Raw genomic sequence first — 19442 nt, 5'->3', positions numbered from 1 at the left:
TTCATGATCGGCATTCGAAGGTTGCGCGATTGTCGCAGATTTGCCGGCTCTCTGCTGCCAGTACCGGCCTCTTCGCGGGTGAACCCGCGCCCCCAGGTACCTCACAGAACTCAGCCCTGAAGCAATCCTGTGGAAGCGGGTTCACCTGCGAAGCGGCCGGCAGCAGTGACACGAATGTTTAGCCACGTGCGATGTGAAGGTTGCCATTCACTGCTTTAATCAACCTTACGCCGCATGTGAGTATCGAAGGCATGACTCCCTCCCAGCCCATCGCCCCTCCGTCGTCGCGCCCTTCGCTCCCGAAGGCCCGGAGCCGTGCCGGGGAAAATCCGCTGGTGCACATCATCCTCGCCTTCTGGGCCTTGTGGCATTGCCGCCACGCCCGCCCACCGGACACTTCGCTCACGCCATTGTGAACAAACCCGGCCAGCGTCTGGCCGTTTGACTCAGCTGGGCCGCCTGTTTGCGCGGCCCTGCGCAGCCGTGAGCGAATCGATCATGCACTTTGCACCCATAGAGCACGCCAGCCGTTTCCTGGCCGACAACCCTGATATCGAGCTGTTCGAGCTGTTCATCCTCGACGCCAACGGCGTACCCCGCGGCAAACTGCTGCATCGCGACGAACTGCTGGCCGTCTACCAGACCGGCCGACCGCTGCCCAGCACCATCCTCGGCCTGACCCTGAACGGCGACGATGTGGAAAACTCTGGCCTGGTCTGGGACGTGGGCGATATCGACTGCCGCGCCTACCCGCTTGAAGGCAGCCTTGTACGCCTGCCCTGGCGCCGGGTGCCGACCGCCGCGGTGCAGGTGAGCATGCACCCGAGCGAGGGCTTGCCGGCCAGCATCGCCGACCCGCGCCATGTGCTGCTGCGCACCATCGAGGCACTGAACGCCGACGGCTACTACCCGGTGATGGCCTGCGAGCTGGAGTTCTACCTGCTGGACCAGCAGCGCGATGCCCAGGGCCGCCCGCAACCGGCGCTGGACAACGATGGCGGCCGCCCTCGCAGCACCCAGGTCTACGGCCTGCGCGAGCTTGAGCAGATAGAGCCGTTCCTCGCCGACCTGTACGCTGCCTGCAAGGCCCAAGGCATCCCGGCGCGCACGGCGATTTCCGAATACGCCCCGGGCCAGGTGGAAATCACCCTGGAGCACGGCGATGCACTGCAGGCAATGGACCAGGCGGTGCGCTACAAGCGCCTGGTCAAAGGCGTGGCGCATGCCCACGGCATGCAGGCCTGCTTCATGGCCAAGCCGTTCGCGCAGCTGGCCGGCACCGGCATGCACATGCACCTGAGCCTGGCCGACAACGCCGGCAACAACCTGTTCGCCAGCGACGAGAAGGCCGGGACGCCCCTGCTGCGCCAGGCGGTGGCCGGCATGTTGCGGCACTTGCGCGAGTCGCTGTTGCTGTTCTGCCCCAACGCCAACTCGTTCCGTCGCTTCCAGGCCAACAGTTATGCGCCACTGGCGCCGACCTGGGGCGTCGATAACCGCACCGTGAGCCTGCGCGTACCGGGCGGGCCGGCCAACAGCCGGCATGTAGAGCACCGCATCTGCGGCGCCGACGCCAACCCATACCTGGCTGCTGCGGCGATCCTTGCCGCCAGCCACCGTGGCATCCGCGAACAGCTGGACCCGGGCGCCCCGGTGGAAGGCAATGGCTATGCCCAGGCCACCGAACACCTGCCCACCGACTGGCTGACCGCCCTCGACGCCCTGCAGCATTCGCACTGGGCCCGCGAGGCATTGGGCGAGGACTTCCTTGGCGTGTACCTGAAGGTCAAGCGCGCCGAGTACCGCCAGTTCATGGCCGAAGTCAGCGAACAGGACTGGCGCTGGTACCTGCACCAGGCCTGAGCCCCTACAAAACAAGGAACACCCATGAACGCAGCATTGAACAACGGCCCGGCGCAGCGTGCGCCGTCCTACTACAGCGCCACCCTCAACGACCACACCGAGTACCCGCAACTCAAGGGCACTGTGCAGGTGGATGTGGCGATCATCGGCGGCGGCTTCACTGGCGTGGCCACGGCAGTCGAACTGGCCGAACGTGGCTTGAAGGTCGCCATTGTCGAAACCAACCGCATCGGCTGGGGGGCCAGCGGTCGTAATGGTGGCCAGGTCACCGGCAGCCTGTCAGGCGACGAGGCCATGCGCACACAGATGCGCAACCATCTGGGCGCCGAAGTCGATGACTTCATCTGGCACCTGCGCTGGCGTGGCCACCAAGTGATCGAGCAACGCGTGGCGCGCTACGGCATCGACTGCGACCTCAAGCGCGGCCACCTGCATGCAGCGATGAAGCCGTCGCACATGAACGAGTTGCGCGCATTCGAAGCCGAGGCCCACCGCCGGGGCATGGGCGAGCAGGTGCAACTGCTCGACCGCGCTGCTGTGGCTGAGCACCTACAGAGCCCGTTGTACCAGGGCGCGCTGAAGAACCTGCGCAACCTGCACCTGCACCCGCTCAACCTGTGCCTCGGCGAAGCCCGCGCCGCGCACAGCCTGGGCGCGCTGATTTTCGAGAACTCCGAGGTGCTGGACATCGTCCACGGGCCGCGCCCGGCGGTAGTCACCGCCCATGGCCGGGTCGAAGCACGCCAGGTGATGCTGGCCGGCGACGTGTACCACAAGCTGGAAAAGCGCCAGCTCAAGGGCAAGATCTTCCCGGCCATGGGTGGCATCGTCACCACTGCTCCGCTGGGTGAACTGGCCGAGCAGATCAACCCGCAGGACCTGGCGGTGTACGACTGCCGCTTCGTGCTGGACTACTACCGCCTGACGGCCGACAAGCGCCTGCTGTTCGGCGGCGGCGCCAACTACTCCGGCCGTGACTCACGGGATATCGAAGCCGAACTGCGCCCCTGCATCGAACGCACGTTCCCGGCCTTGAAGGGCGTACCGATCGAATTCCAGTGGAGCTGCGCCATGGGCATCGTGGTCAACCGCATCCCCCAGCTGGGCAAGCTGTCGGATAACGTTTGGTATTGCCAGGGTTATTCGGGGCACGGCATTGCCACCAGCCACATCATGGGCGAGATCATGGCCGAAGCGCTGACCGGCACTCTGGAAAAGTTCGACACCTTCGCCCAGTGCAAGCATGTGCGGGTGCCAATGGGGGACTTGCTGGGGAACCCGCTGCTGGCGGCGGGGATGTGGTATTACCAGATGCTTGAGAAGCTGCGCTGAGTTGACGAACTGTGGAGGAGCAACTGGCTTGCTCAATTTCTGCAGTCTAGCGCGATCCCTGGGGCTTGAGGCTGATGCAGTACCTGGGGAAACAACTGGCTTGCTCAATTTCCAGAATCTAGCGCGATCCCCTGTGGGAGCGGCTTTAGCCGCGAACACCGGCGGAGCCGGTGCCATGCACTGTGTTGAATTCTTCGCGGGACAAGCCCGCTCCCACAGCTACCCCGCAGGCTTGAGGCTGATGCAGTACCTGGAGAAACAACTGGCTTGCTCAATTTCCAGAATCTAGCGCGATCCCTTGTGGGAGCGGGCTTGAGGCTGATGCAGTACCTGGGGAAACAACTGGCTTGCTCAATTTCTAGAGGCTAGCGCGATCACTGTGGGAGCGGCTTTAGCCGCGAACACCGGCGGAGCCGGTGCCATCCACCGTGTTGGATTCTTCGCGGGACAAGCCCGCTCCCACAGGTACCCCCGCAGGCTTGAGGCTGATGCAGTACCTGGAAAGCTGGCACGATAAAGTGGAGCGGCCTTGCGCCCCTTTCGCGACACAAGACTCCCACAATGACCGTTCGGCGTTCTGATCAGGCGATCTTCTTCAAGCCCTGCTTCTTGAGCTCTTCATCACGCAGTTCGCGGCGCAGGATCTTGCCCACGTTGGTGGTCGGCAGCGAATCGCGGAACTCGATCAGGCGTGGCACCTTGTAGCCGGTCACGTTGGCACGCATGTGCTCCATCACCTGCTCCTTGGTCACGGTCATGCCCGGCTTGACCACGATGAAGACCTTGATCACCTCACCCGACTTCTCGTCCGGCACACCAATGGCCGCGCACTGCAAGACGCCCGGCAAGGCTGCCAGCACGTCTTCCAGCTCGTTGGGGTATACGTTGAAGCCCGAGACCAGGATCATGTCCTTCTTGCGGTCGACAATTCGCATGTAGCCATCAGGCTGGATCAGGGCGATGTCGCCGGTCTTCAGCCAACCTTGGTTATCGAGAATCTCGGCAGTGGCGTCTTCGCGCTGCCAGTAGCCCTTCATGACCTGCGGGCCCTTGACGCACAGTTCACCCACTTCGCCCAACGGGAGCTCGATGCCAGCGTCATCGATGACCTTGCACAGGGTCGATGGTACCGGAATACCGATGGTGCCGACCTGGTTGGCCTCCGCCGGGTTCACCGCTGCCACCGGGCTGGTTTCGGTCATGCCGTAGCCTTCGCAGATGGCACAACCGGTAACGGCCTTCCAGCGCTCGGCCACGCTCAGCTGCAAGGCCATGCCGCCCGACAGGGTGATTTTCAGAGCCGAGAAGTCCAGGGCGCGAAACGCTTCGTTATTGCACAGGGCAACGAACAGTGTGTTGAGGCCGACAAACCCGCTGAACTTCCACTTGCCCAGTTCCTTGACCATCGCCGGCAGGTCACGCGGGTTGCTGATCAGCACGTTGTGGTTGCCGATCAGCATCATGGCCATGCAATGGAAGGTAAACGCGTAGATGTGGTACAGCGGCAGCGGGGTGATAAGGATTTCGCAGCCTTCGTGCAGGTTCGAGCCCATCAGCGCCCGGCACTGCAGCATGTTGGCCACCAGGTTGCGGTGGGTCAGCATGGCGCCCTTGGCCACGCCAGTGGTGCCGCCGGTGTACTGCAGCACCGCCACGTCGCTGGCCTGCGGGTTGGCCTCGATTACCGGCTGGCCCCTGCCCAGCGCCAGCGCATCATTGAAGCGCACGGCCTGCGGCAGGTGGTAGGCCGGCACCATCTTCTTCACGTACTTGATCACGCTGTTGATCAACAGGCGCTTCAGGGGTGGGAGCAGGTCGGCCACTTCTGTGACGATAACGTGCTTGACCTGGGTCTTGGGCACCACCTTTTCGGCCAGGTGGGCCATGTTGGCCAGGCACACCAGGGCCTTGGCGCCCGAGTCGTTGAATTGGTGTTCCATCTCCCGCGCCGTGTACAGCGGGTTGGTGTTGACCACGATCAGCCCGGCGCGCATGGCACCGAACACCGCGACCGGGTATTGCAGGACATTGGGCAACTGCACGGCAATGCGGTCACCCGGCTTGAGGTCGGTATGCTGCTGCAGCCAGGCAGCAAACGCCCCTGACAGCGCATACAACTCGCCATAAGTGATAGTCTTGCCCAGGTTGCTAAAGGCCGGTTTGTCGGCAAAGCGTTGGCAGGATTGCTTGAGTACCGCCTGGATGTTGGGGAATTCGTCAGGATTGATTTCCGCCGTAATCCCGGCTGGGTACTTATCCTTCCAAAAATTTTCGATCATGGAAGCCCACTCCTTCAGCAACAGCGAAGTTCGATTCACGCGTCGATGCGTTTATTATTGATATGAGATGACGGCTCATTGCAAACCGGATCATCTGAAAGCGGGCCGAGAGTAACAGCTTTGCCTAGGGTCGCCTAGAGGCCAAAACAGGCTTCACGGTCACAAAAATGACTCAATGAACAATACAAGTCATTTTTAGAGTAATTATCCAAAATGTCGCAGATCAGGCTGTATTCAGCCTGTTAGAGCGGTTTTTAAGCATTCGCGGGCGAGCCCGCGAATGGCTAAGCACGTATCACGCGATATCCCGCAGCTCTCGCCGCAGAATCTTGCCCACCGGCGTCATGGGCAGCGAGTCGCGCAACACGATGTGTTTGGGCACCTTGTAGCCAGTGAAGTTGGCCTTGCAGTAGGCCTTCAACTCTTCCACGCTCAGCCCCCCCTCACGTGGTACCACGAACAGTTTCACTGCCTCACCGGAACGCTCGTCCGGCACGCCGATGGCTGCGCAGTTGGCAACCTTGGGGTGGCCCATCACCACGTCCTCGATCTCGTTGGGGTACACGTTGAAGCCCGAGACGATGATCATGTCCTTCTTGCGGTCGACGATACGGGTGAAGCCGTCCGGGTCGATCACCGCGATATCACCGGTCTTGAACCAGCCGTCTGCATCCAGCGCCTGCGCCGTAGCCTCGGGCTGCTGCCAGTAGCCCTTCATCACCTGAGGCCCTTTGATGCACAGCTCGCCACGCTCCCCCAGCGGCAGTTCGTTGCCGTCATCGTCGATCACCTTGAAGGCTGTGCCGGCAACCGGGATGCCCACTGTGCCCAGGCGCGCCAACTGGCCATAGGGGTTGGTGCTGGCCACCGGCGAGGTTTCGGTCAGGCCGTAACCTTCGACGATACGGCAGCCGGTAATGGCCTCCCAGCGTTCGGCGGTAGCCTTGACCAGCGCTGTGCCGCCGGAGTTGGTGACCTTCAGCGCCGAGAAGTCCAGCTGGCGGAAGCCGGGGTGATCCATCAGGGCGACGAACAGTGTGTTCAACCCCAGCAAGGCCGAGAACCGCCACTTGCCGAGCTCCTTGATGAAACCGGGGATATCCCGCGGGTTGGTGATCAGCACGTTGTGGTTGCCGGTGACCATCATGCACATGCAGTTCGCGGTAAACGCATAGATGTGGTACAGCGGCAGCGGCGCGATCATCACCTCCTGGCCGTCCTTGAGCAGCTTCTGCCCGTCGGGGCCGTGCTGCGAGAAGCAGGCCAGCACCTGCAGCATGTTGGCCACCAGGTTGCCGTGGGTGAGCATGGCGCCCTTGGCCAGGCCAGTAGTGCCGCCGGTGTATTGCAATACGGCGATATCGTCGAGGCTCAGCGGCACCGCTTTGGGCGACAGCCCGCGGCCTTGGCGCAGCACCTGCTTGAACGCAATGGCCTGGGGCAACCGGTAGGCCGGTACCATCTTCTTCAGCTTGTCGACCACCGTGTTGACCAGCCAGCCCTTGGCGGCGGGCAGCAGGTCGCCCATCTTCGCCTCGATCAGGTACTCGATGCCGGTGTCGGGCAGCACCTCCTGGACCCGCTTGCCAAACATGTTCAGGTACACCAACGCACGCGCGCCGCTGTCCTTGAACTGGTGGCGCATTTCGCGCTCGGTGTACAGCGGGTTGGTGTTGACCACGATCAGCCCCGCGCGCATGGCACCGAACACGGCAATGGGGTACTGCAGCACGTTGGGCATCTGCACCGCGATGCGGTCACCCGGCTGGAGATCGGTGTGCTGCTGCAGCCACGCGGCGAAGGCTGCCGAATGGCGCTCCAGGTCCGCGTAGCTGAGGGTGACCCCCAGGTTGCTGAACGCGGGGCGGTCGGCAAAGCGCTTGCAGGAGCGCTCGAACACCTCGACCACCGAGGTGTAGGCATTGATGTCGATGGTGGATGGCACGCCCGCAGGGCGCTTGTCATTCCAGAAGTCGGCTTGCATTTATTATTGTTCCTCTGCCTGGACCTGCACCGCGTCCTTTAGTCCTTTACCTCATCGCCTGCCGGCAAAAAGGCGTTGATCCGACGTTAGCAGGTAAGCCCGAGATGGCATACACGCCAAGTGCCGCCATTAACATTGTGAATCTTATTTGTGCCCTTCCTGCAATCCGGCCGGTTGTGCATACACTGTCCGGGTAACCCTGCGCACAAGGATCCGCCATGCCCCACGACGCCTTCTGGCTGCCCGCCAGTGAGCACTGCAGCCTGTATGTACACCAATGGCTGCCGGCCAAGCCGGTAAAGGCCGTGGTGTTGCTGGCCCACGGCATGGCCGAGCATGCCGGGCGCTACCAGCGGCTGGGCGACGCGTTGAGCGAGGCCGGCTTTGCCCTGTTCGCGGCCGACCAGCGTGGCCACGGGCGCACGGCCGAGCAGGGCAGTCTCGGCCTGTTCGCCCGCCATCATGGCTGGAATGCCGTGGTCAACGACCTCGGCCGGTTGGCCCAGCACATCGGTCAGCAGTACCCGTGCACACCGCTGTTCCTGTTCGGCCACAGCATGGGCAGCTACATCGCCCAGGCCTACTTGCTGCACCACAGCGCCAGCTTGCAGGGGGCGATTCTCAGCGGCTCCAACTTCCAGCCGGCAGCGCTTTATCGGGCGGCCCGGCTGATTGCCCGGCTGGAGGCCTGGCGCCAGGGTTCGCTGGGTAAAAGCGCACTGATCGAGTGGCTGTCGTTTGGTTCGTTCAACAAGCCCTTCACCCCTACCCGCACCGCATTCGACTGGCTCAGCCGCGACCCGGTCGAGGTCGACCTGTACGTCAACGACCCGCTGTGCGGCTTTCGCTGCAGCAACCAGCTTTGGCTCGACCTGCTGCAAGGCTTGGCGCAAATCAGCAAGCCGGGTAACCTCGCGCAAATCGATCCGAACCTGCCGATGCTGGTGATTGGAGGAGAATGTGATCCGGTCAGTGCCGGCAAGCGTCTCACCCACCTGGCTGACGCGCTGCGCGCGACCGGCAATCGACATGTCCAGCTGCGCGTCTACCCTGAAGCGCGGCATGAAGTACTCAACGAAACCAACCGTGACGAGGTCACCGCCGATATTCTCGGCTGGCTTGAACAGGCGCTGGCCCTTGGCCGCCCCGTGCGCAGTGAATGATCGCTGCCCTCGCCCAACGCTTAAGGAAGCACCGATGTCCCAGGTCACCAACACGCCTTACGAAGCCCTCGAAGTTGGCCAGACGGCCGAGTACAAGAAGTCCGTTGAAGAACGTGACATCCAGCTGTTCGCCGCGATGTCCGGTGACCACAACCCGGTTCATCTGGATGCCGAGTTCGCCGCCAAAAGCATGTTTCGCGAGCGTATTGCCCATGGCATGTTCAGCGGCGCGCTGATCAGTGCGGCAGTGGCCTGCACCCTGCCCGGCCCTGGCACCATCTACCTGGGCCAGCAGATGAGCTTCCAGAAGCCGGTTAAAATCGGCGACACCTTGACCGTGCGCCTGAAAATTCTCGAGAAGCTGCCCAAGTTCAAGGTGCGTATTGCCACCAACGTGTACAACCAGAACGATGAGCTGGTGGTGCAGGGCGAGGCCGAGATCCTTGCACCGCGCAAGCAGCAGACCGTCGAGCTGGTGTCGCCACCGAATTTCGTGGCTAGCTGAAGATTGATGTAGACCGCAACGGCCTCTTCGCGGGTAAACCCGCTCCCACAGGTACAGCACAATGCTCAAACCTGTGGTGATCCTGTGGGAGCGGGTTTACCCGCGAAGAGGCCAGCGCAGCCAACATCACTCGATGACTTTCAGGCGCTGCTCGATATGCCGCCGCTCCGGCGCCTGCCGGGTCAGCGCCAGCGCCTGCAGCCACGCCGCACGCGCCTCCCCCACCTGCCCCAGCTGGTAGTGCAGCTCGGCCCGCGCCGCATGCGCCAGGTGATAGTCCAGCAGTTCACCGCGCGCCAGAATCCCTTCGACTTCGCGCAGGCCAACCTCCGGCCCATCCCGCTTCGCGAGTGCCACCGCCCGGTTCAGTTCCACCACCGCTGACGGCCAATGCCGCTGCAACACGTCATACAGGCCGACGATTTCCGCCCAGTCCGTTTCACCTGCGGTTGCCGCTTCAGCATGCACAGCAGCAATAGCCGCCTGCACCGTGTAGGCACCAAAGGCCCGGCTCTGCAGGGCCTGGCGCACCAACTCGCAGCCTTCGGCAATGCGCGGCCGGTCCCACAGGCTCCGGTCCTGCTGCTCCAGCAGCACCAGGTTGCCATCAGCATCGGTGCGCGCCTGCTGCCGGGAGGCGTGCAGCAGCATCAGGGCCAGCAAGCCGACCGCTTCAGGGTCAGGCATCAACTGCACCAGCAACCGCGCAAGGCGGATGGCTTCATCGCTCAGGTCCTGCTGCAAAAGAGTCTCACCCGAAGACGCTGAATACCCCTCGTTGAACACCAGGTAGATGACCCGCAACACACTTTCCAGGCGCTCGGGAAGTTCGCTCAGCTCCGGCACCTGGTAAGGGATGCCGGCATCGCGGATCTTGGCCTTGGCACGGACGATGCGCTGGGCGATGGTGGCCGGGCTTTGCAGGAAGGCGCGGGCGATCTGCTCGGTGGTCAGGTCGCAGACTTCGCGCAGGGTCAACGGCACCTGGGCATCAGCCGACAGGGCCGGGTGGCAACAGGTGAAAATCAGCCGCAAACGGTCATCCGCCAGCAATTCTTCTTCGCTGGGGTCCTGTGCCTGGCTGTCGAGCAGCATGCTCAGGTCGGCCTGGGAGCGGTCGAAGCGGGCGCGCCGACGCAGCGCATCGATGGCCTTGAAACGCCCGGTGGACACCAGCCAAGCGCGCGGGTTGGCTGGGATACCGTCACGTTGCCAGCGCTCGACAGCGATGAAGAAAGCATCGTGCATGGCCTCCTCGGCCAGGTCGAAGTCACCCAGCAGGCGGATCAGCGTCGCCAGGATGCGCCGCGACTCCAGCCGGTACACTGCCTCGAGCTCGGCGCGTACCTGCACCAGTGCCGCCATCAGTCGGGCATCCGCTGGGTCACCACCTCCACCAGGCGGTCCAGGCTTTCTCCCCAGCCCTGGTAGAAGCCCATTTCCTCATGGGTCCGGCAATCAGCGGCACTCCAGTGCCAGGCGCGGGCGGTGTAGCGGGTTTTGTCCAGCTCCTCGTCAAAGCTGATCACGGCAGTCATGAACGCCTTGTTCGAGGGGACCCAGCCAGGGCCGAAGGCATCGGTGAATACCAGACGGCGCGGCGCGGCAATTTCCAGAAAAACGCCCTGGTTCGGGTACTCACTGCCATCCGGTGCCCGCATCAGAGTGCGGAACAGGCCACCGGCCCACAACTGCATCTCGCACTCAGGGGTGGTCATGCCGTGCGGCCCCCACCACTGCATCAGCCACTGAGGTTCGGTCCAGGCGCGGAACACCTTGGCCGGTGGCGCGTCGATCAGGCGGCTGATAGACAACTCGTGTTGCGCTTGCGCAGTGGGTGCAAGGCTCATGCTGGTAGTTCTCCGTGGCAGTCAAAGTTGCAGTTCGCGCACTGGTCGCACTTCGACACTGCCCACTCTGGCGGCGGGGATGCCCTTGGCGATGTTCAGCGCTTCATTAAGGTCGCGGGCCTCCACCAGGTAAAAACCGGCCAGTTGCTCTTTGGTTTCAGCGAAAGGGCCGTCGGTCAGGCTCATGTGCCCGTTGCGTACTCGCACGGTGGTGGCTGTCTGCACTGGCTTCAACGCCTCGGCTGCGAGCATTCGCCCGGAGCCATGAATGGCCTCGGCGTAGGCCATGCACTCGGCGTCTTCCGGGCTGTCGGGCAGGCTGTGCAACAGCCCCTCGTCACAATAGACCAGGCACAGGTATTTCATGGTCGCCTCCAGGGCATTGGCAAAGTGCGTTTGGCGATAACGGCTCAGGGCTTGAGATCGAACAGGGCTTTTTGCGTTTGCATGTCGAAGGGGGCTGACCAATGCTCATGGACAACCTGCCATTGACCCGCCTGGCGACGATAACCCACGGTGGCGCGCATGAAGCCGCACTGGCTCTCGTCGTCAGCCGGCCCGCAGCGGTTAAGCCAGTGGGCCAGGGCCAAATCACCGGAGGCATGCACGGTCAGTTCGGCAAGTTCGAAGACCATGGCACCGGGACACATGCCCATGCACATTTGCCAGTGCGCGGTGTAGGCGGCCTTACCCTTGAACTGCAGGGCCTGGATGGCATCGAAGGCGACGATATCGTCAGCGTAGGGGGCGGTAATATTGGGGATGTCGCGATCGCGCACGGCTTGCATCCAGCGCTCGATCAATTGGCGGATCTCGGTTTCGGCTGCGGTGCTCATCGGGGGTTCCTCCGACAGGACAGGGTGTTTTGGCACGCTGCGCGCGTGCCTTCACTCATGGTCGAATGGAGGAAGGGGGAATCGACAGAGGTGGAGATTATTTTATGCAGAGAGCATGCATCAGGGCCTAGCTGGTGAATGTTCTCGGGGGTTGGGCGCCTGGGAGATCGAGCGCCGCCCGCGCGGCGCTCGATCCCACAAGCAGTGAAGATGCTGCGGCGACCACCTGGATCGCCTGACCTGCCGTCAGCCCTGCTGGCAACCCTCACCCATGGCACGATACTGGAGGGTATGCACCTGGCCCTGGTGGTCTTCATAGGTCATGGTGGCAGGTACCACTTCGCAGACATTGGGGATGGTCGACAGGTTGATCACCCGCTTGATGTCCAGGTTCATCGAATAGTCGTACTGCTGGGCCACAGGCTGGCTGGAGACGGGTTTGGCCTCATCGGCGAGGGCGAACGAGGACATACCGACCAATGCAAGAATCAGTAATGGTTTCATGGTTTTGCCTTTTGAGCGTTCAAGCTGATCGATTGACTTCTATTGCCGTATCCGGCGCGGAGAAGTTGCCATCTACGGTGAAGATGGCACGAAGTACCGATCCCGCTTCGTACTGCCAGGGGGGATGAATAAAAGTCTACTCCCGGCCAACAATAGTTGAACCCCGAACTCGGATATTCACCCTTGCCGGATTTGCAACAATCTGCGACAAAGTGGCCGCAAATCTTCAGGCCAGAGCCTCTGGCCAGCTTTCAGGGTAGGGCGCGTCATTTCTGAAAATTTATCGTGTTCAAAACTTTCGGACACCGAACGCCGGCTGCTGGACCATTTTTACCGCCAGCACGGCTCACGCATGCGTGCGGCCAGCGACGCCGACCTGTGGGTAACCAGGGGGCCGGGTATCATCGCCGGGCTGAGCCTGAGCAAAGTGGGCGAGGGTTTCTGGCTGACCGGGCTGTTCGTGGCGCCGCAGCGGCGCAGCCAAGGTGTGGCCGGGCGCCTGGTCGAGGCGGCGCTGGCACAGACTGACGGGCCGACCTGGCTGTTCTGCCACCCGGACCTGGCGCCCTTCTATCAACACCTGGGTTTCGCCCTGGCCCAGCAGTTGCCAGAGGCCCTGGCTAGCCGCCTGCAACGCTACCAGCGCAGCAAACGGCTGGTGGCGTTGCAGCGGGATCAGTCGTCGCTGGCTTCGAGCCCGGGGAACAGCACCTCGGTGTAGCCGAACTTGGCAAAGTCCTGGATACGCGACGGGTACAGACGCCCGATCAGGTGGTCGCATTCATGCTGCACCACCCGCGCATGGAAACCATCGGCGAAGCGGCTGATCGGGTTGCCTTGAGGGTCGATGCCTTCGTAACAGATATGCTTGAAGCGCGGGACCACGCCACGCAAGCCGGGCACCGACAGGCAGCCTTCCCAGCCGTCCTCGATCTCGCTTGAAGTCGGCGTGATGACCGGGTTCAGCAGGATGGTCTGAGGTACCGCTTCGGCATCCGGGTAACGCTCGCTGCGTTCAAAGCCGAAGATCACCAGTTGCAGGTCGATGCCGACCTGCGGCGCAGCCAGGCCCACGCCGCCGACATGGCGCATGGTTTCGAACATGTCGTCGATCAGTTGCTGCAGTTCGGCACTGCCGAGCATCTGCTCGGGCACGGGTGGAGCGATGCGCAACAGGCGTTCATCGCCCATCTTGAGGATGTCACGGATCATCTGGGGTTCGGCTCGGAAGGTTGGTGCTGGCTTGGTTGCGGGTGCTCATGACCCAGCACGGTGATGGTTTCCGGGGCCTTGTGCCCTTCGAAATCTTTCTCACCAGGGTTCTTGCCCTCGCTCGACATGTGCTCGATCACCGCGTTCATTTCGGCGCCAAGCAGCAGCACGGCGGCCGAAATATAGAAATACAGCAACAGCACGATGATTGCACCAATGCTGCCGTACATGGCGTTGTAGTCAGCGAAGGTTTTCACGTAGTAGGCAAAGCCCAGCGAGGCGACGATCCATACCACCACCGCCAGCACCGAGCCCGGGGTGATAAAGCGAAACTTCTGCTTTACGTCAGGCATCACGTAGTAGATCAACGCCACCGCCACCATCAACAGGATGACGATCACCGGCCAGCGCAGGATGGTCCACAAGGTGACGATGAACTCCTGCATGCCCACCTGCGACGCGATCCACTCCATCACCTGAGGGCCCAGCACCATCAGCGCAGCAGCCGCCAGCAGCATGCCGGCCAGGCCCACGGTGTAGAAAATGGACAGGGGAATGCGTTTCCAGACCGGCCGGCCTTCAGGCACGTCGTAGGCGGCGTTCATGGCGCTCATCATCAGCCGCACGCCGGCCGACGCGGTCCACAACGCAATCACGATACCCACCGACAACAACCCACCCTTGGACTGCTGCAATTGGTCGATCACCGGGTTGACCTGCTCGAGCGCTTGCGGCGGCAACACCAGTTCCGATTGCAGGCGCAACCAGGAGAAGAAGTCGGGGAGGTGCAGGAAACCGATCAGGGCAATCAGGAACAGCAGGAACGGGAACAGCGAAAACAGCGCCTGGTAAGCCAGCGCCGAGGCGTAGGTGGACATCTCATCGTCGAGGAATTCCTTGACGGTGCGCACCAGCACGCGGTGCAAGGGCAAGCCCTGCAGGGCGGAAAAAATCATAGCGTCTCCTTTCGCCGCTTGATCGATTCAACAGACAAGTCTAATAGACCGTGCCGATGCTGTGCTGCTCCCTGCCGTGTTTGAAGAATTTACTGACGATAATGCCGGCCTATTCGTGGGTGAACCCACAGGCACGCTGGGGCCCTGTTAAAGCGAGTCTACCCGCGAAGAGGCCGGCACAGGCCTTCTCAAATCAAGGTTTCTTCACCGCATCCTTGATGTCACCCTTGACCTGCTGCGCCTCGCCTTTGAGCTCCTGCGCCTTGCCCTCGGCGCGCAGCTTGTCATTGTCGGTGACCTTGCCAACACCCTGTTTCACGTTGCCGATCGCTTCGTTGGCCAGACCTTTCGCTTTGTCTTTAGTACCGCTCATGGCAAAACTCCTGCAAATGGAGACACGTGAACCGTGTCGACAGAGGGTGGACCCAACACCCTCTCCAAGAGTTTCAACGGATTTTCCAGCCACAAGCCGAGCGGTAAAGCTGCGGGCGAATACCGCACCAAATCGCTCTGGTAGCGCTACGCAGCCTGCGCAGCTGCCCTAGAATGCCCCGCAAAGGTCCGCCCCAAGCAGGCTGGCACACCACAAGAACAATGTTTCCGGATACCCGCACCCATGCGTTTGATGCCTGCGCTGGTGGCATTGCTGCCACTGCTCCCCCTGCCCGCCCTGGCCGCTGCACCGGCCAGCCCCGAAACCCTGCGTGTCGAGCGTTACGCCGACGACGGCCAGCCCGGTTCGCTGCGCTGGGCGATCGAAACCAGCAACCAGAATCCCGGCCACTACCGCATCGACATCGCTGCGGTCGGCAAGCCGCCCTATGTCATCCGCCCCAGCCGCGCGCTGCCGGAAATCAAGGGCCCGGTAAGCATCACCGGCCTGCCCTGGGCCCACGACGGCCAATACATCGCCATCGACGGTTCGGCGTACATCAAGGACCAGGGCGTGCGCACCTGCCCCGGCGCCCTGCCCGGCCAGTTCGGCACCAACGTGCGCACCACCACCAACCCCGGGCTGGTGCTGCGAGACACCCAGGGCGTGCACCTGAGCGGCCTGGAAGTACGCAACTTCTGCATCGGCATCCTGGTCAACCGCGCCAGTGGCAACGTGATCGAAGACAACCGCATCGTCGCCAACAAAGGCGGCGCTGGCATCATGCTGACCGGTGACGATGGCGCCGGTAACCCCACCGCTACCACCACGAACAACAACAAGGTGCTGCGCAACCAGCTGATCGACAATGGCGACGGCCTGGAGCTGACCCGTGGCGCGGCATTCAACCTGGTGGCCGACAACCTGTTCCGCTCTACTGCCGCCAACCCCGAGCCCTCCCAAGGCATCGAGATTCTGCTGGGCAACGACAACAGCGTGGTGCACAACCGCTTCGAGAACTACTCTGACGGCCTGCAGATCAACTGGGGCAAACGCAACTACCTGGCCGCCAACACCTTCAGCGGCAACTCGATCGGCGTCAGCGTTACCGGCGAGGGCAATATCCTCGACGCCAACCTGATCCACGGCAACCGCATTGGCGTGGCCCTGCGCCCCGAGCCGGCAGTAACCGCCACGCGCCTGAGCGGCAACCGCATCTGGGGCAACAGCCAGGACATCCGCCGTTGCGAAGCGGGCGGTTCTTGCGTGCCTGGCCAGCGCACAGGCGCGATCGTGTTTGGCGTGCCGGCCCAGGCGCATGCGTTGTACGTGGGTTCACGCGGGGTCGGGGCTGACCTGCCAAAGCAGGACCAGGCGATCATCTGCGACGCCCATGGCGAGCCCAAGCCATGCCTGCCGCTGCCTAACCATAACCAGCAGGCGCCTCGGCTGGTGGCACTGGAGGGCAATGTGCTGCGCGGAGAAGTGCAAGGGCCGGCGTCGAGCCTGTTGCGGGTGGAGTTTTTTGGTAACGCCGAGGCAGAAGGCACCGAGGCGGAGCAGTACCTTGGGGAGGTGCTGGTGAACAGCGACGACCAAGGGCTGGCGCGGTTTGCCCAGGTGCTGGAGAACGTGGACGGGTTGCGCAGCTTCACTGCGACTGTCACTACCGCTGATGGGGCCACTTCCGAGTTGAGCTCGCCGGTTCGGCGATAAGGCTACCGGCCTCTTTGCGGGCAAGCCTGCGAAGAGGCCGGAACAGGTAAAGCAGATGGCAAACCTTGCCCCACTAACCGCCACCCCTCACAATGCAGGCCTTCATAGCGTCAACCCGCAGGAACCTGCATGAAACTCGACAAACCCGCCGCCATCGCCCGGCGCAACGAAGCACTGGCCCGCCCGGTGCTTAATAGCAGCAACACTTTGTTCGCCATCCTCGATCACAAACGCCACCTGTGGTGGTTCGAAGTGCCGGTGGCGCTGCTGGGCAAAGGCCAGGCCGACTGGGTCAACCTGCTGCTGCACACCCCGGAAAGCGATGAGCTACAGCACCTGAAGGTGCCCACCAATTTCCTCAAGGCGCACCTGGAGCGGATGGAAGTGCGCAAGCCCGGCAAGCGCCGCTCCACCATCAGCCTGGCCCTCAGCGCCGACCGCGACTCGCTGTTGCGCGACACCCGTCCGGGTGGTGAGCAGCTGGACTTCAGCACCTTCGTGCAGGCCTGATCAGGCCTTCTCGATGCGATCGTCATGGATGACGATCAGGCCCTGCTTGAACAACCCGCCAATCGCCTTCTTGAAGTTGCCCTTGCTGACGTTGAACAGCTTGCTGATCAACGCCGGGTCGCTCTTGTCACACACGCCCAGCACCCCGCCTTCAGCTTCCAGACGCGCCATGATCTGCTCTTGCAGGCTGTCGGCCAGCGCCGCACCCACCGGTTGCAGGCTGAGGGCGATCTTGCCGTCGTGGCGCAGCTCCTTGATGAAGCCTTTCTCGTGCATGCCCGAACGCAGGAACTTGAACACCTCGTTCTTGTGGATCAGACCCCAGTGGCGGTTGTTGATGATGGCCTTGAAGCCCATCGGGGTTTCGCCTGCCACCAGCAGCTCGACCGGCTGGCCCACCTTGTAGTCGGCCGGGGCGACGTCGAGGTAGCGGTCCAGACGCGACGTGGCGGTGATACGGCGGGTGCGCTTGTCGAGGTACACGTGCACCACGCAATAGTCGCCGATCTTCAGTGGCCGCGCTTCTTCCGAATACGGCATCAGCAGGTCCTTGGACAGGCCCCAGTCGAGGAAGATGCCGGCACCGTTGATGTCCTTGACCTTGAGGCTGGCAAACTCACCGACCTGCACCTTGGGCTTTTCGGTGGTGGCGATCAGCTGGTCTTCGCTGTCCAGGTAGATGAACACGTTCAGCCAGTCATCCACTTCGGTCTCGGCGTTTTTCGGGATGTAGCGCCCTGGCAGCAGGATCTCGCCATCGGGGCCGCCGTCCAGGTACAGACCGAAGTCCACGTGTTTCACGATTTGCAAACTGTTGTAACGCCCAAGCAGAGCCATTTCCAATGATCCTCAAGTCAAGGCGGCTATTCTACACCTGAAGCCAGCGCGCTGCCCGACCGCCGATGCAGTGGAACCGTCAGCCTCCACTTGCGTCTACCATCGGGCAGCCTCAGCAAGGAACAGCACATGCCCCTTCGCCTGTCCAAAGCCCTGCTTGTCACCATCGGTCTTGCCCTGGCCCTCGCCGCCTGCAGCCGCATGGACCTGGCCTACCGCAACCTCGACCGCCTGGTGCCGTGGTCGCTGGGCGACTACCTGGACATGAACCGCGAACAGAAGGCCCTGCTCGACGACCGCCTGAAGGAGCACCTGGCCTGGCATTGCAAGACTCAGCTGCCCGGTTACCTCGACTGGCTGGACCGGGTACGCGACATGGTCGCGGATGATCAGGTTACCGACCAGGCCCTGCAGCAGCGCACCCGTGAAGCCCGCCAGGCGATTGGCCGGGTCGCCGAAGCAATCACCCCATCGGCCACCGAACTGCTGCGCGGCATGAGCGACGCCCAGGTGGCGGAGATGCGCGAGGCGTTCCGCGAGGACATCGATGAACGGCAGAAAAAGTATGTGGACACCCCGCTGCCAAAACAGATCGCCCGGCGTAGCGAGCGCATGGAGAAACGCCTGACTCCATGGTTTGGCGAGTTGACGCCAGCCCAGAAGCAGCGGGTCCAGGCCTGGTCCACGGCGCTGGGCGACCAGAACCGGGAATGGATCGCCAACCGCGCTCACTGGCAGCAGCAGTTGCTGCTGGCGATGAACCAGCGCAACGACGCCACCTTCGAGCCGCGCCTGGCAACCTTGTTGCAGCGCAAGGAAAGCCTGTGGACACCGGAGTACCGGGCGGCTTACCAAAATACCGAGCAGCAGGCCCGCAGCCTGCTGGTGGACCTGGTGCAGCAGAGCACCCCGCAGCAGCGGCGATTCCTGCAAGAGCGCCTGGATAAGGTGCGTTCCAATTTCAGTGAGCTGAAATGTTTGAAGGGCTAATAGTGCAAAGCAGGCCTGGCCTCTTCGCGGGCCAACCCGTGCTTATAGCGTATTGATTCGGCAGTGACGCTGCAGGAGCAACTGTCGTGCTCAATTTCTAGAATCTCGCGCAATCCCTGTGGGAGCGGGCTTGTCCCGCGAACACCGGCGCAGCCGGTGCCATCCACCGTGTTGGATGCTTCGCGGGCAAGCCCGCTCCCACAGGTACCCCCGCAGGCTTGAGGCTGATGCAGTACCTGGGGAAACAACTGGCTTGCTCAATTCCCAGAATCTAGCGCAATCACTGTGGGAGCGGGCTTGTCCCGCGAACACGGGCGAAGCCCGTGCCATCCACCGTGGTGGATGCTTCGCGGGGCAAGCCCGCTCCCACAGGTCCAACCCCGCAGGCTTGAGGCTGATGCAGTACCAGGGGAAACAATTGGCTTGCTCAGTTTCTAGAATCTAGCGCGATCCCCTGTGGGAGCAGGTGTACCCGCGAACACCGGCGGAGCCGGTGCCATGCACCGTGTTGGATTCTTCGCGGGACAAGCCC

19 protein-coding genes are annotated in these 19442 nt (G+C 62.6%); 8 read left to right on the top strand and 11 right to left on the bottom strand.

Annotated elements, in window-relative coordinates; all coding sequences use genetic code 11:
* Positions 1-498: 498 nt before the first annotated feature.
* Together E8E68_RS25980 and E8E68_RS25975 are read left to right on the top strand one after the other, a co-directional pair.
* Positions 499-1863 (top strand): glutamine synthetase family protein, encoded by a 1365-nt coding sequence (locus tag E8E68_RS25980; RefSeq protein ID WP_280346115.1) that lies wholly within the window; start codon positions 499-501, stop codon positions 1861-1863.
* 24 nt (positions 1864-1887) lie between these two features.
* Positions 1888-3195 carry an FAD-binding oxidoreductase gene (locus E8E68_RS25975; RefSeq protein ID WP_266028817.1) on the top strand — a complete coding sequence of 436 codons (1308 nt, stop codon included), beginning with the start codon at positions 1888-1890 and terminating at the stop codon, positions 3193-3195.
* Positions 3196-3776: 581 nt separating this feature from the next.
* On the opposite strand, the gene fadD1 is transcribed toward E8E68_RS25975, so the two are convergent.
* Together fadD1 and fadD2 are read right to left on the bottom strand one after the other, a co-directional pair.
* The gene (fadD1, locus tag E8E68_RS25970) at positions 3777-5474 is read right to left on the bottom strand and encodes a long-chain-fatty-acid--CoA ligase FadD1 (protein WP_110743718.1); all 1698 of its coding nucleotides are present in this window, start codon (positions 5472-5474) and stop codon (positions 3777-3779) included.
* A 295-nt stretch (positions 5475-5769) separates the two neighbouring features.
* A complete protein-coding gene (fadD2, locus tag E8E68_RS25965) occupies positions 5770-7458 on the bottom strand; it encodes a long-chain-fatty-acid--CoA ligase FadD2 (RefSeq protein WP_110743719.1) in 1689 nt (562 codons plus the stop codon).
* A gap of 218 nt (positions 7459-7676) precedes the next feature.
* Here fadD2 and E8E68_RS25960 point away from each other — a divergent pair, with 218 nt between their 5' ends.
* Together E8E68_RS25960 and E8E68_RS25955 are read left to right on the top strand one after the other, a co-directional pair.
* Complete coding sequence (locus E8E68_RS25960; RefSeq protein ID WP_266028816.1) at positions 7677-8621, top strand: alpha/beta hydrolase; 945 nt, start codon at positions 7677-7679, stop codon at positions 8619-8621.
* A 34-nt stretch (positions 8622-8655) separates the two neighbouring features.
* The gene (locus E8E68_RS25955) at positions 8656-9126 is read left to right on the top strand and encodes a MaoC family dehydratase (protein WP_266028815.1); all 471 of its coding nucleotides are present in this window, start codon (positions 8656-8658) and stop codon (positions 9124-9126) included.
* 126 nt (positions 9127-9252) lie between these two features.
* Here the strand turns inward: E8E68_RS25955 and E8E68_RS25950 are convergent, their stop codons facing one another.
* The 5 genes from E8E68_RS25950 to E8E68_RS25930 all read right to left on the bottom strand — a co-directional run bounded on the left by E8E68_RS25950 (position 9253) and on the right by E8E68_RS25930 (position 12316).
* Complete coding sequence (locus E8E68_RS25950; protein ID WP_266028814.1) at positions 9253-10491, bottom strand: RNA polymerase sigma factor; 1239 nt, start codon at positions 10489-10491, stop codon at positions 9253-9255.
* Positions 10491-10976 carry an SRPBCC family protein gene (locus E8E68_RS25945; protein WP_266028813.1) on the bottom strand — a complete coding sequence of 162 codons (486 nt, stop codon included), beginning with the start codon at positions 10974-10976 and terminating at the stop codon, positions 10491-10493. Before E8E68_RS25945 ends, E8E68_RS25950 begins: the two co-directional genes overlap by 1 nt.
* 21 nt (positions 10977-10997) lie before the next feature.
* The gene (locus tag E8E68_RS25940) at positions 10998-11342 is read right to left on the bottom strand and encodes a YciI family protein (protein ID WP_110743723.1); all 345 of its coding nucleotides are present in this window, start codon (positions 11340-11342) and stop codon (positions 10998-11000) included.
* Between the two features lie 44 nt (positions 11343-11386).
* Entirely contained in the window at positions 11387-11812 is a 426-nt protein-coding gene (locus tag E8E68_RS25935) for a nuclear transport factor 2 family protein (RefSeq protein WP_110743724.1), read from the bottom strand.
* A 246-nt stretch (positions 11813-12058) separates the two neighbouring features.
* On the bottom strand, positions 12059-12316 hold the full coding sequence (locus tag E8E68_RS25930; RefSeq protein WP_280346105.1) for a DUF2790 domain-containing protein: 258 nt from the start codon (positions 12314-12316) through the stop codon (positions 12059-12061).
* 352 nt (positions 12317-12668) lie between these two features.
* Between E8E68_RS25930 and E8E68_RS25925 the strand changes: the two genes are divergently transcribed.
* Positions 12669-13037 (top strand): GNAT family N-acetyltransferase, encoded by a 369-nt coding sequence (locus tag E8E68_RS25925; protein WP_266028811.1) that lies wholly within the window; start codon positions 12669-12671, stop codon positions 13035-13037.
* Here E8E68_RS25925 and def read toward each other — a convergent pair.
* The 3 genes from def to E8E68_RS25910 all read right to left on the bottom strand — a co-directional run bounded on the left by def (position 12992) and on the right by E8E68_RS25910 (position 14857).
* Positions 12992-13528 carry a peptide deformylase gene (gene def / locus E8E68_RS25920; RefSeq protein WP_266028810.1) on the bottom strand — a complete coding sequence of 179 codons (537 nt, stop codon included), beginning with the start codon at positions 13526-13528 and terminating at the stop codon, positions 12992-12994. The two genes, E8E68_RS25925 and def, sit on opposite strands and share 46 nt — an antisense overlap.
* A complete protein-coding gene (locus tag E8E68_RS25915; RefSeq protein ID WP_110743728.1) occupies positions 13525-14484 on the bottom strand; it encodes a YihY/virulence factor BrkB family protein in 960 nt (319 codons plus the stop codon). Before E8E68_RS25915 ends, def begins: the two co-directional genes overlap by 4 nt.
* A gap of 193 nt (positions 14485-14677) precedes the next feature.
* A complete protein-coding gene (locus tag E8E68_RS25910; protein ID WP_110743729.1) occupies positions 14678-14857 on the bottom strand; it encodes a CsbD family protein in 180 nt (59 codons plus the stop codon).
* A 243-nt stretch (positions 14858-15100) separates the two neighbouring features.
* On the opposite strand from E8E68_RS25910, the gene E8E68_RS25905 reads away from it, so the two are divergent.
* A complete protein-coding gene (locus E8E68_RS25905; RefSeq protein WP_266028809.1) occupies positions 15101-16573 on the top strand; it encodes a right-handed parallel beta-helix repeat-containing protein in 1473 nt (490 codons plus the stop codon).
* A 129-nt stretch (positions 16574-16702) separates the two neighbouring features.
* Complete coding sequence (locus E8E68_RS25900) at positions 16703-17083, top strand: hypothetical protein (protein WP_110743731.1); 381 nt, start codon at positions 16703-16705, stop codon at positions 17081-17083.
* Here the strand turns inward: E8E68_RS25900 and E8E68_RS25895 are convergent, their stop codons facing one another.
* Complete coding sequence (locus E8E68_RS25895) at positions 17084-17920, bottom strand: S1-like domain-containing RNA-binding protein (protein ID WP_110743732.1); 837 nt, start codon at positions 17918-17920, stop codon at positions 17084-17086. It lies immediately after the preceding gene.
* A 129-nt stretch (positions 17921-18049) separates the two neighbouring features.
* On the opposite strand from E8E68_RS25895, the gene E8E68_RS25890 reads away from it, so the two are divergent.
* Positions 18050-18910, top strand: coding sequence for a DUF6279 family lipoprotein (locus E8E68_RS25890; protein WP_266028808.1), 861 nt, complete (start codon positions 18050-18052; stop codon positions 18908-18910).
* The last annotated feature ends 532 nt before the right edge of the window (positions 18911-19442 follow it).

Source organism: Pseudomonas sp. BN607 (assembly GCF_029871175.1).
Lineage (GTDB): Bacteria > Pseudomonadota > Gammaproteobacteria > Pseudomonadales > Pseudomonadaceae > Aquipseudomonas.
This window is presented reverse-complemented; position numbering and strand designations above follow the sequence as displayed.

Bases quoted from the DNA above. Each gene is read 5' to 3' on its own strand.
- E8E68_RS25910 (WP_110743729.1), bottom strand. From the start codon at position 14,857: ATGAGCGGTACTAAAGACAAAGCGAAAGGTCTGGCCAACGAAGCGATC.
- E8E68_RS25975 (WP_266028817.1), top strand. From the start codon at position 1,888: ATGAACGCAGCATTGAACAACGGCCCGGCGCAGCGTGCGCCGTCCTAC.
- E8E68_RS25955 (WP_266028815.1), top strand. From the start codon at position 8,656: ATGTCCCAGGTCACCAACACGCCTTACGAAGCCCTCGAAGTTGGCCAG.
- E8E68_RS25940 (WP_110743723.1), bottom strand. From the start codon at position 11,342: ATGAAATACCTGTGCCTGGTCTATTGTGACGAGGGGCTGTTGCACAGC.
- E8E68_RS25935 (WP_110743724.1), bottom strand. From the start codon at position 11,812: ATGAGCACCGCAGCCGAAACCGAGATCCGCCAATTGATCGAGCGCTGG.
- E8E68_RS25890 (WP_266028808.1), top strand. From the start codon at position 18,050: ATGCCCCTTCGCCTGTCCAAAGCCCTGCTTGTCACCATCGGTCTTGCC.
- E8E68_RS25945 (WP_266028813.1), bottom strand. From the start codon at position 10,976: ATGAGCCTTGCACCCACTGCGCAAGCGCAACACGAGTTGTCTATCAGC.
- def (WP_266028810.1), bottom strand. From the start codon at position 13,528: ATGATCCGTGACATCCTCAAGATGGGCGATGAACGCCTGTTGCGCATC.
- E8E68_RS25950 (WP_266028814.1), bottom strand. From the start codon at position 10,491: ATGGCGGCACTGGTGCAGGTACGCGCCGAGCTCGAGGCAGTGTACCGG.
- E8E68_RS25960 (WP_266028816.1), top strand. From the start codon at position 7,677: ATGCCCCACGACGCCTTCTGGCTGCCCGCCAGTGAGCACTGCAGCCTG.
- fadD2 (WP_110743719.1), bottom strand. From the start codon at position 7,458: ATGCAAGCCGACTTCTGGAATGACAAGCGCCCTGCGGGCGTGCCATCC.
- E8E68_RS25930 (WP_280346105.1), bottom strand. From the start codon at position 12,316: ATGAAACCATTACTGATTCTTGCATTGGTCGGTATGTCCTCGTTCGCC.
- fadD1 (WP_110743718.1), bottom strand. From the start codon at position 5,474: ATGATCGAAAATTTTTGGAAGGATAAGTACCCAGCCGGGATTACGGCG.
- E8E68_RS25980 (WP_280346115.1), top strand. From the start codon at position 499: ATGCACTTTGCACCCATAGAGCACGCCAGCCGTTTCCTGGCCGACAAC.
- E8E68_RS25895 (WP_110743732.1), bottom strand. From the start codon at position 17,920: ATGGCTCTGCTTGGGCGTTACAACAGTTTGCAAATCGTGAAACACGTG.
- E8E68_RS25900 (WP_110743731.1), top strand. From the start codon at position 16,703: ATGAAACTCGACAAACCCGCCGCCATCGCCCGGCGCAACGAAGCACTG.
- E8E68_RS25905 (WP_266028809.1), top strand. From the start codon at position 15,101: ATGCGTTTGATGCCTGCGCTGGTGGCATTGCTGCCACTGCTCCCCCTG.
- E8E68_RS25915 (WP_110743728.1), bottom strand. From the start codon at position 14,484: ATGATTTTTTCCGCCCTGCAGGGCTTGCCCTTGCACCGCGTGCTGGTG.
- E8E68_RS25925 (WP_266028811.1), top strand. From the start codon at position 12,669: ATGCGTGCGGCCAGCGACGCCGACCTGTGGGTAACCAGGGGGCCGGGT.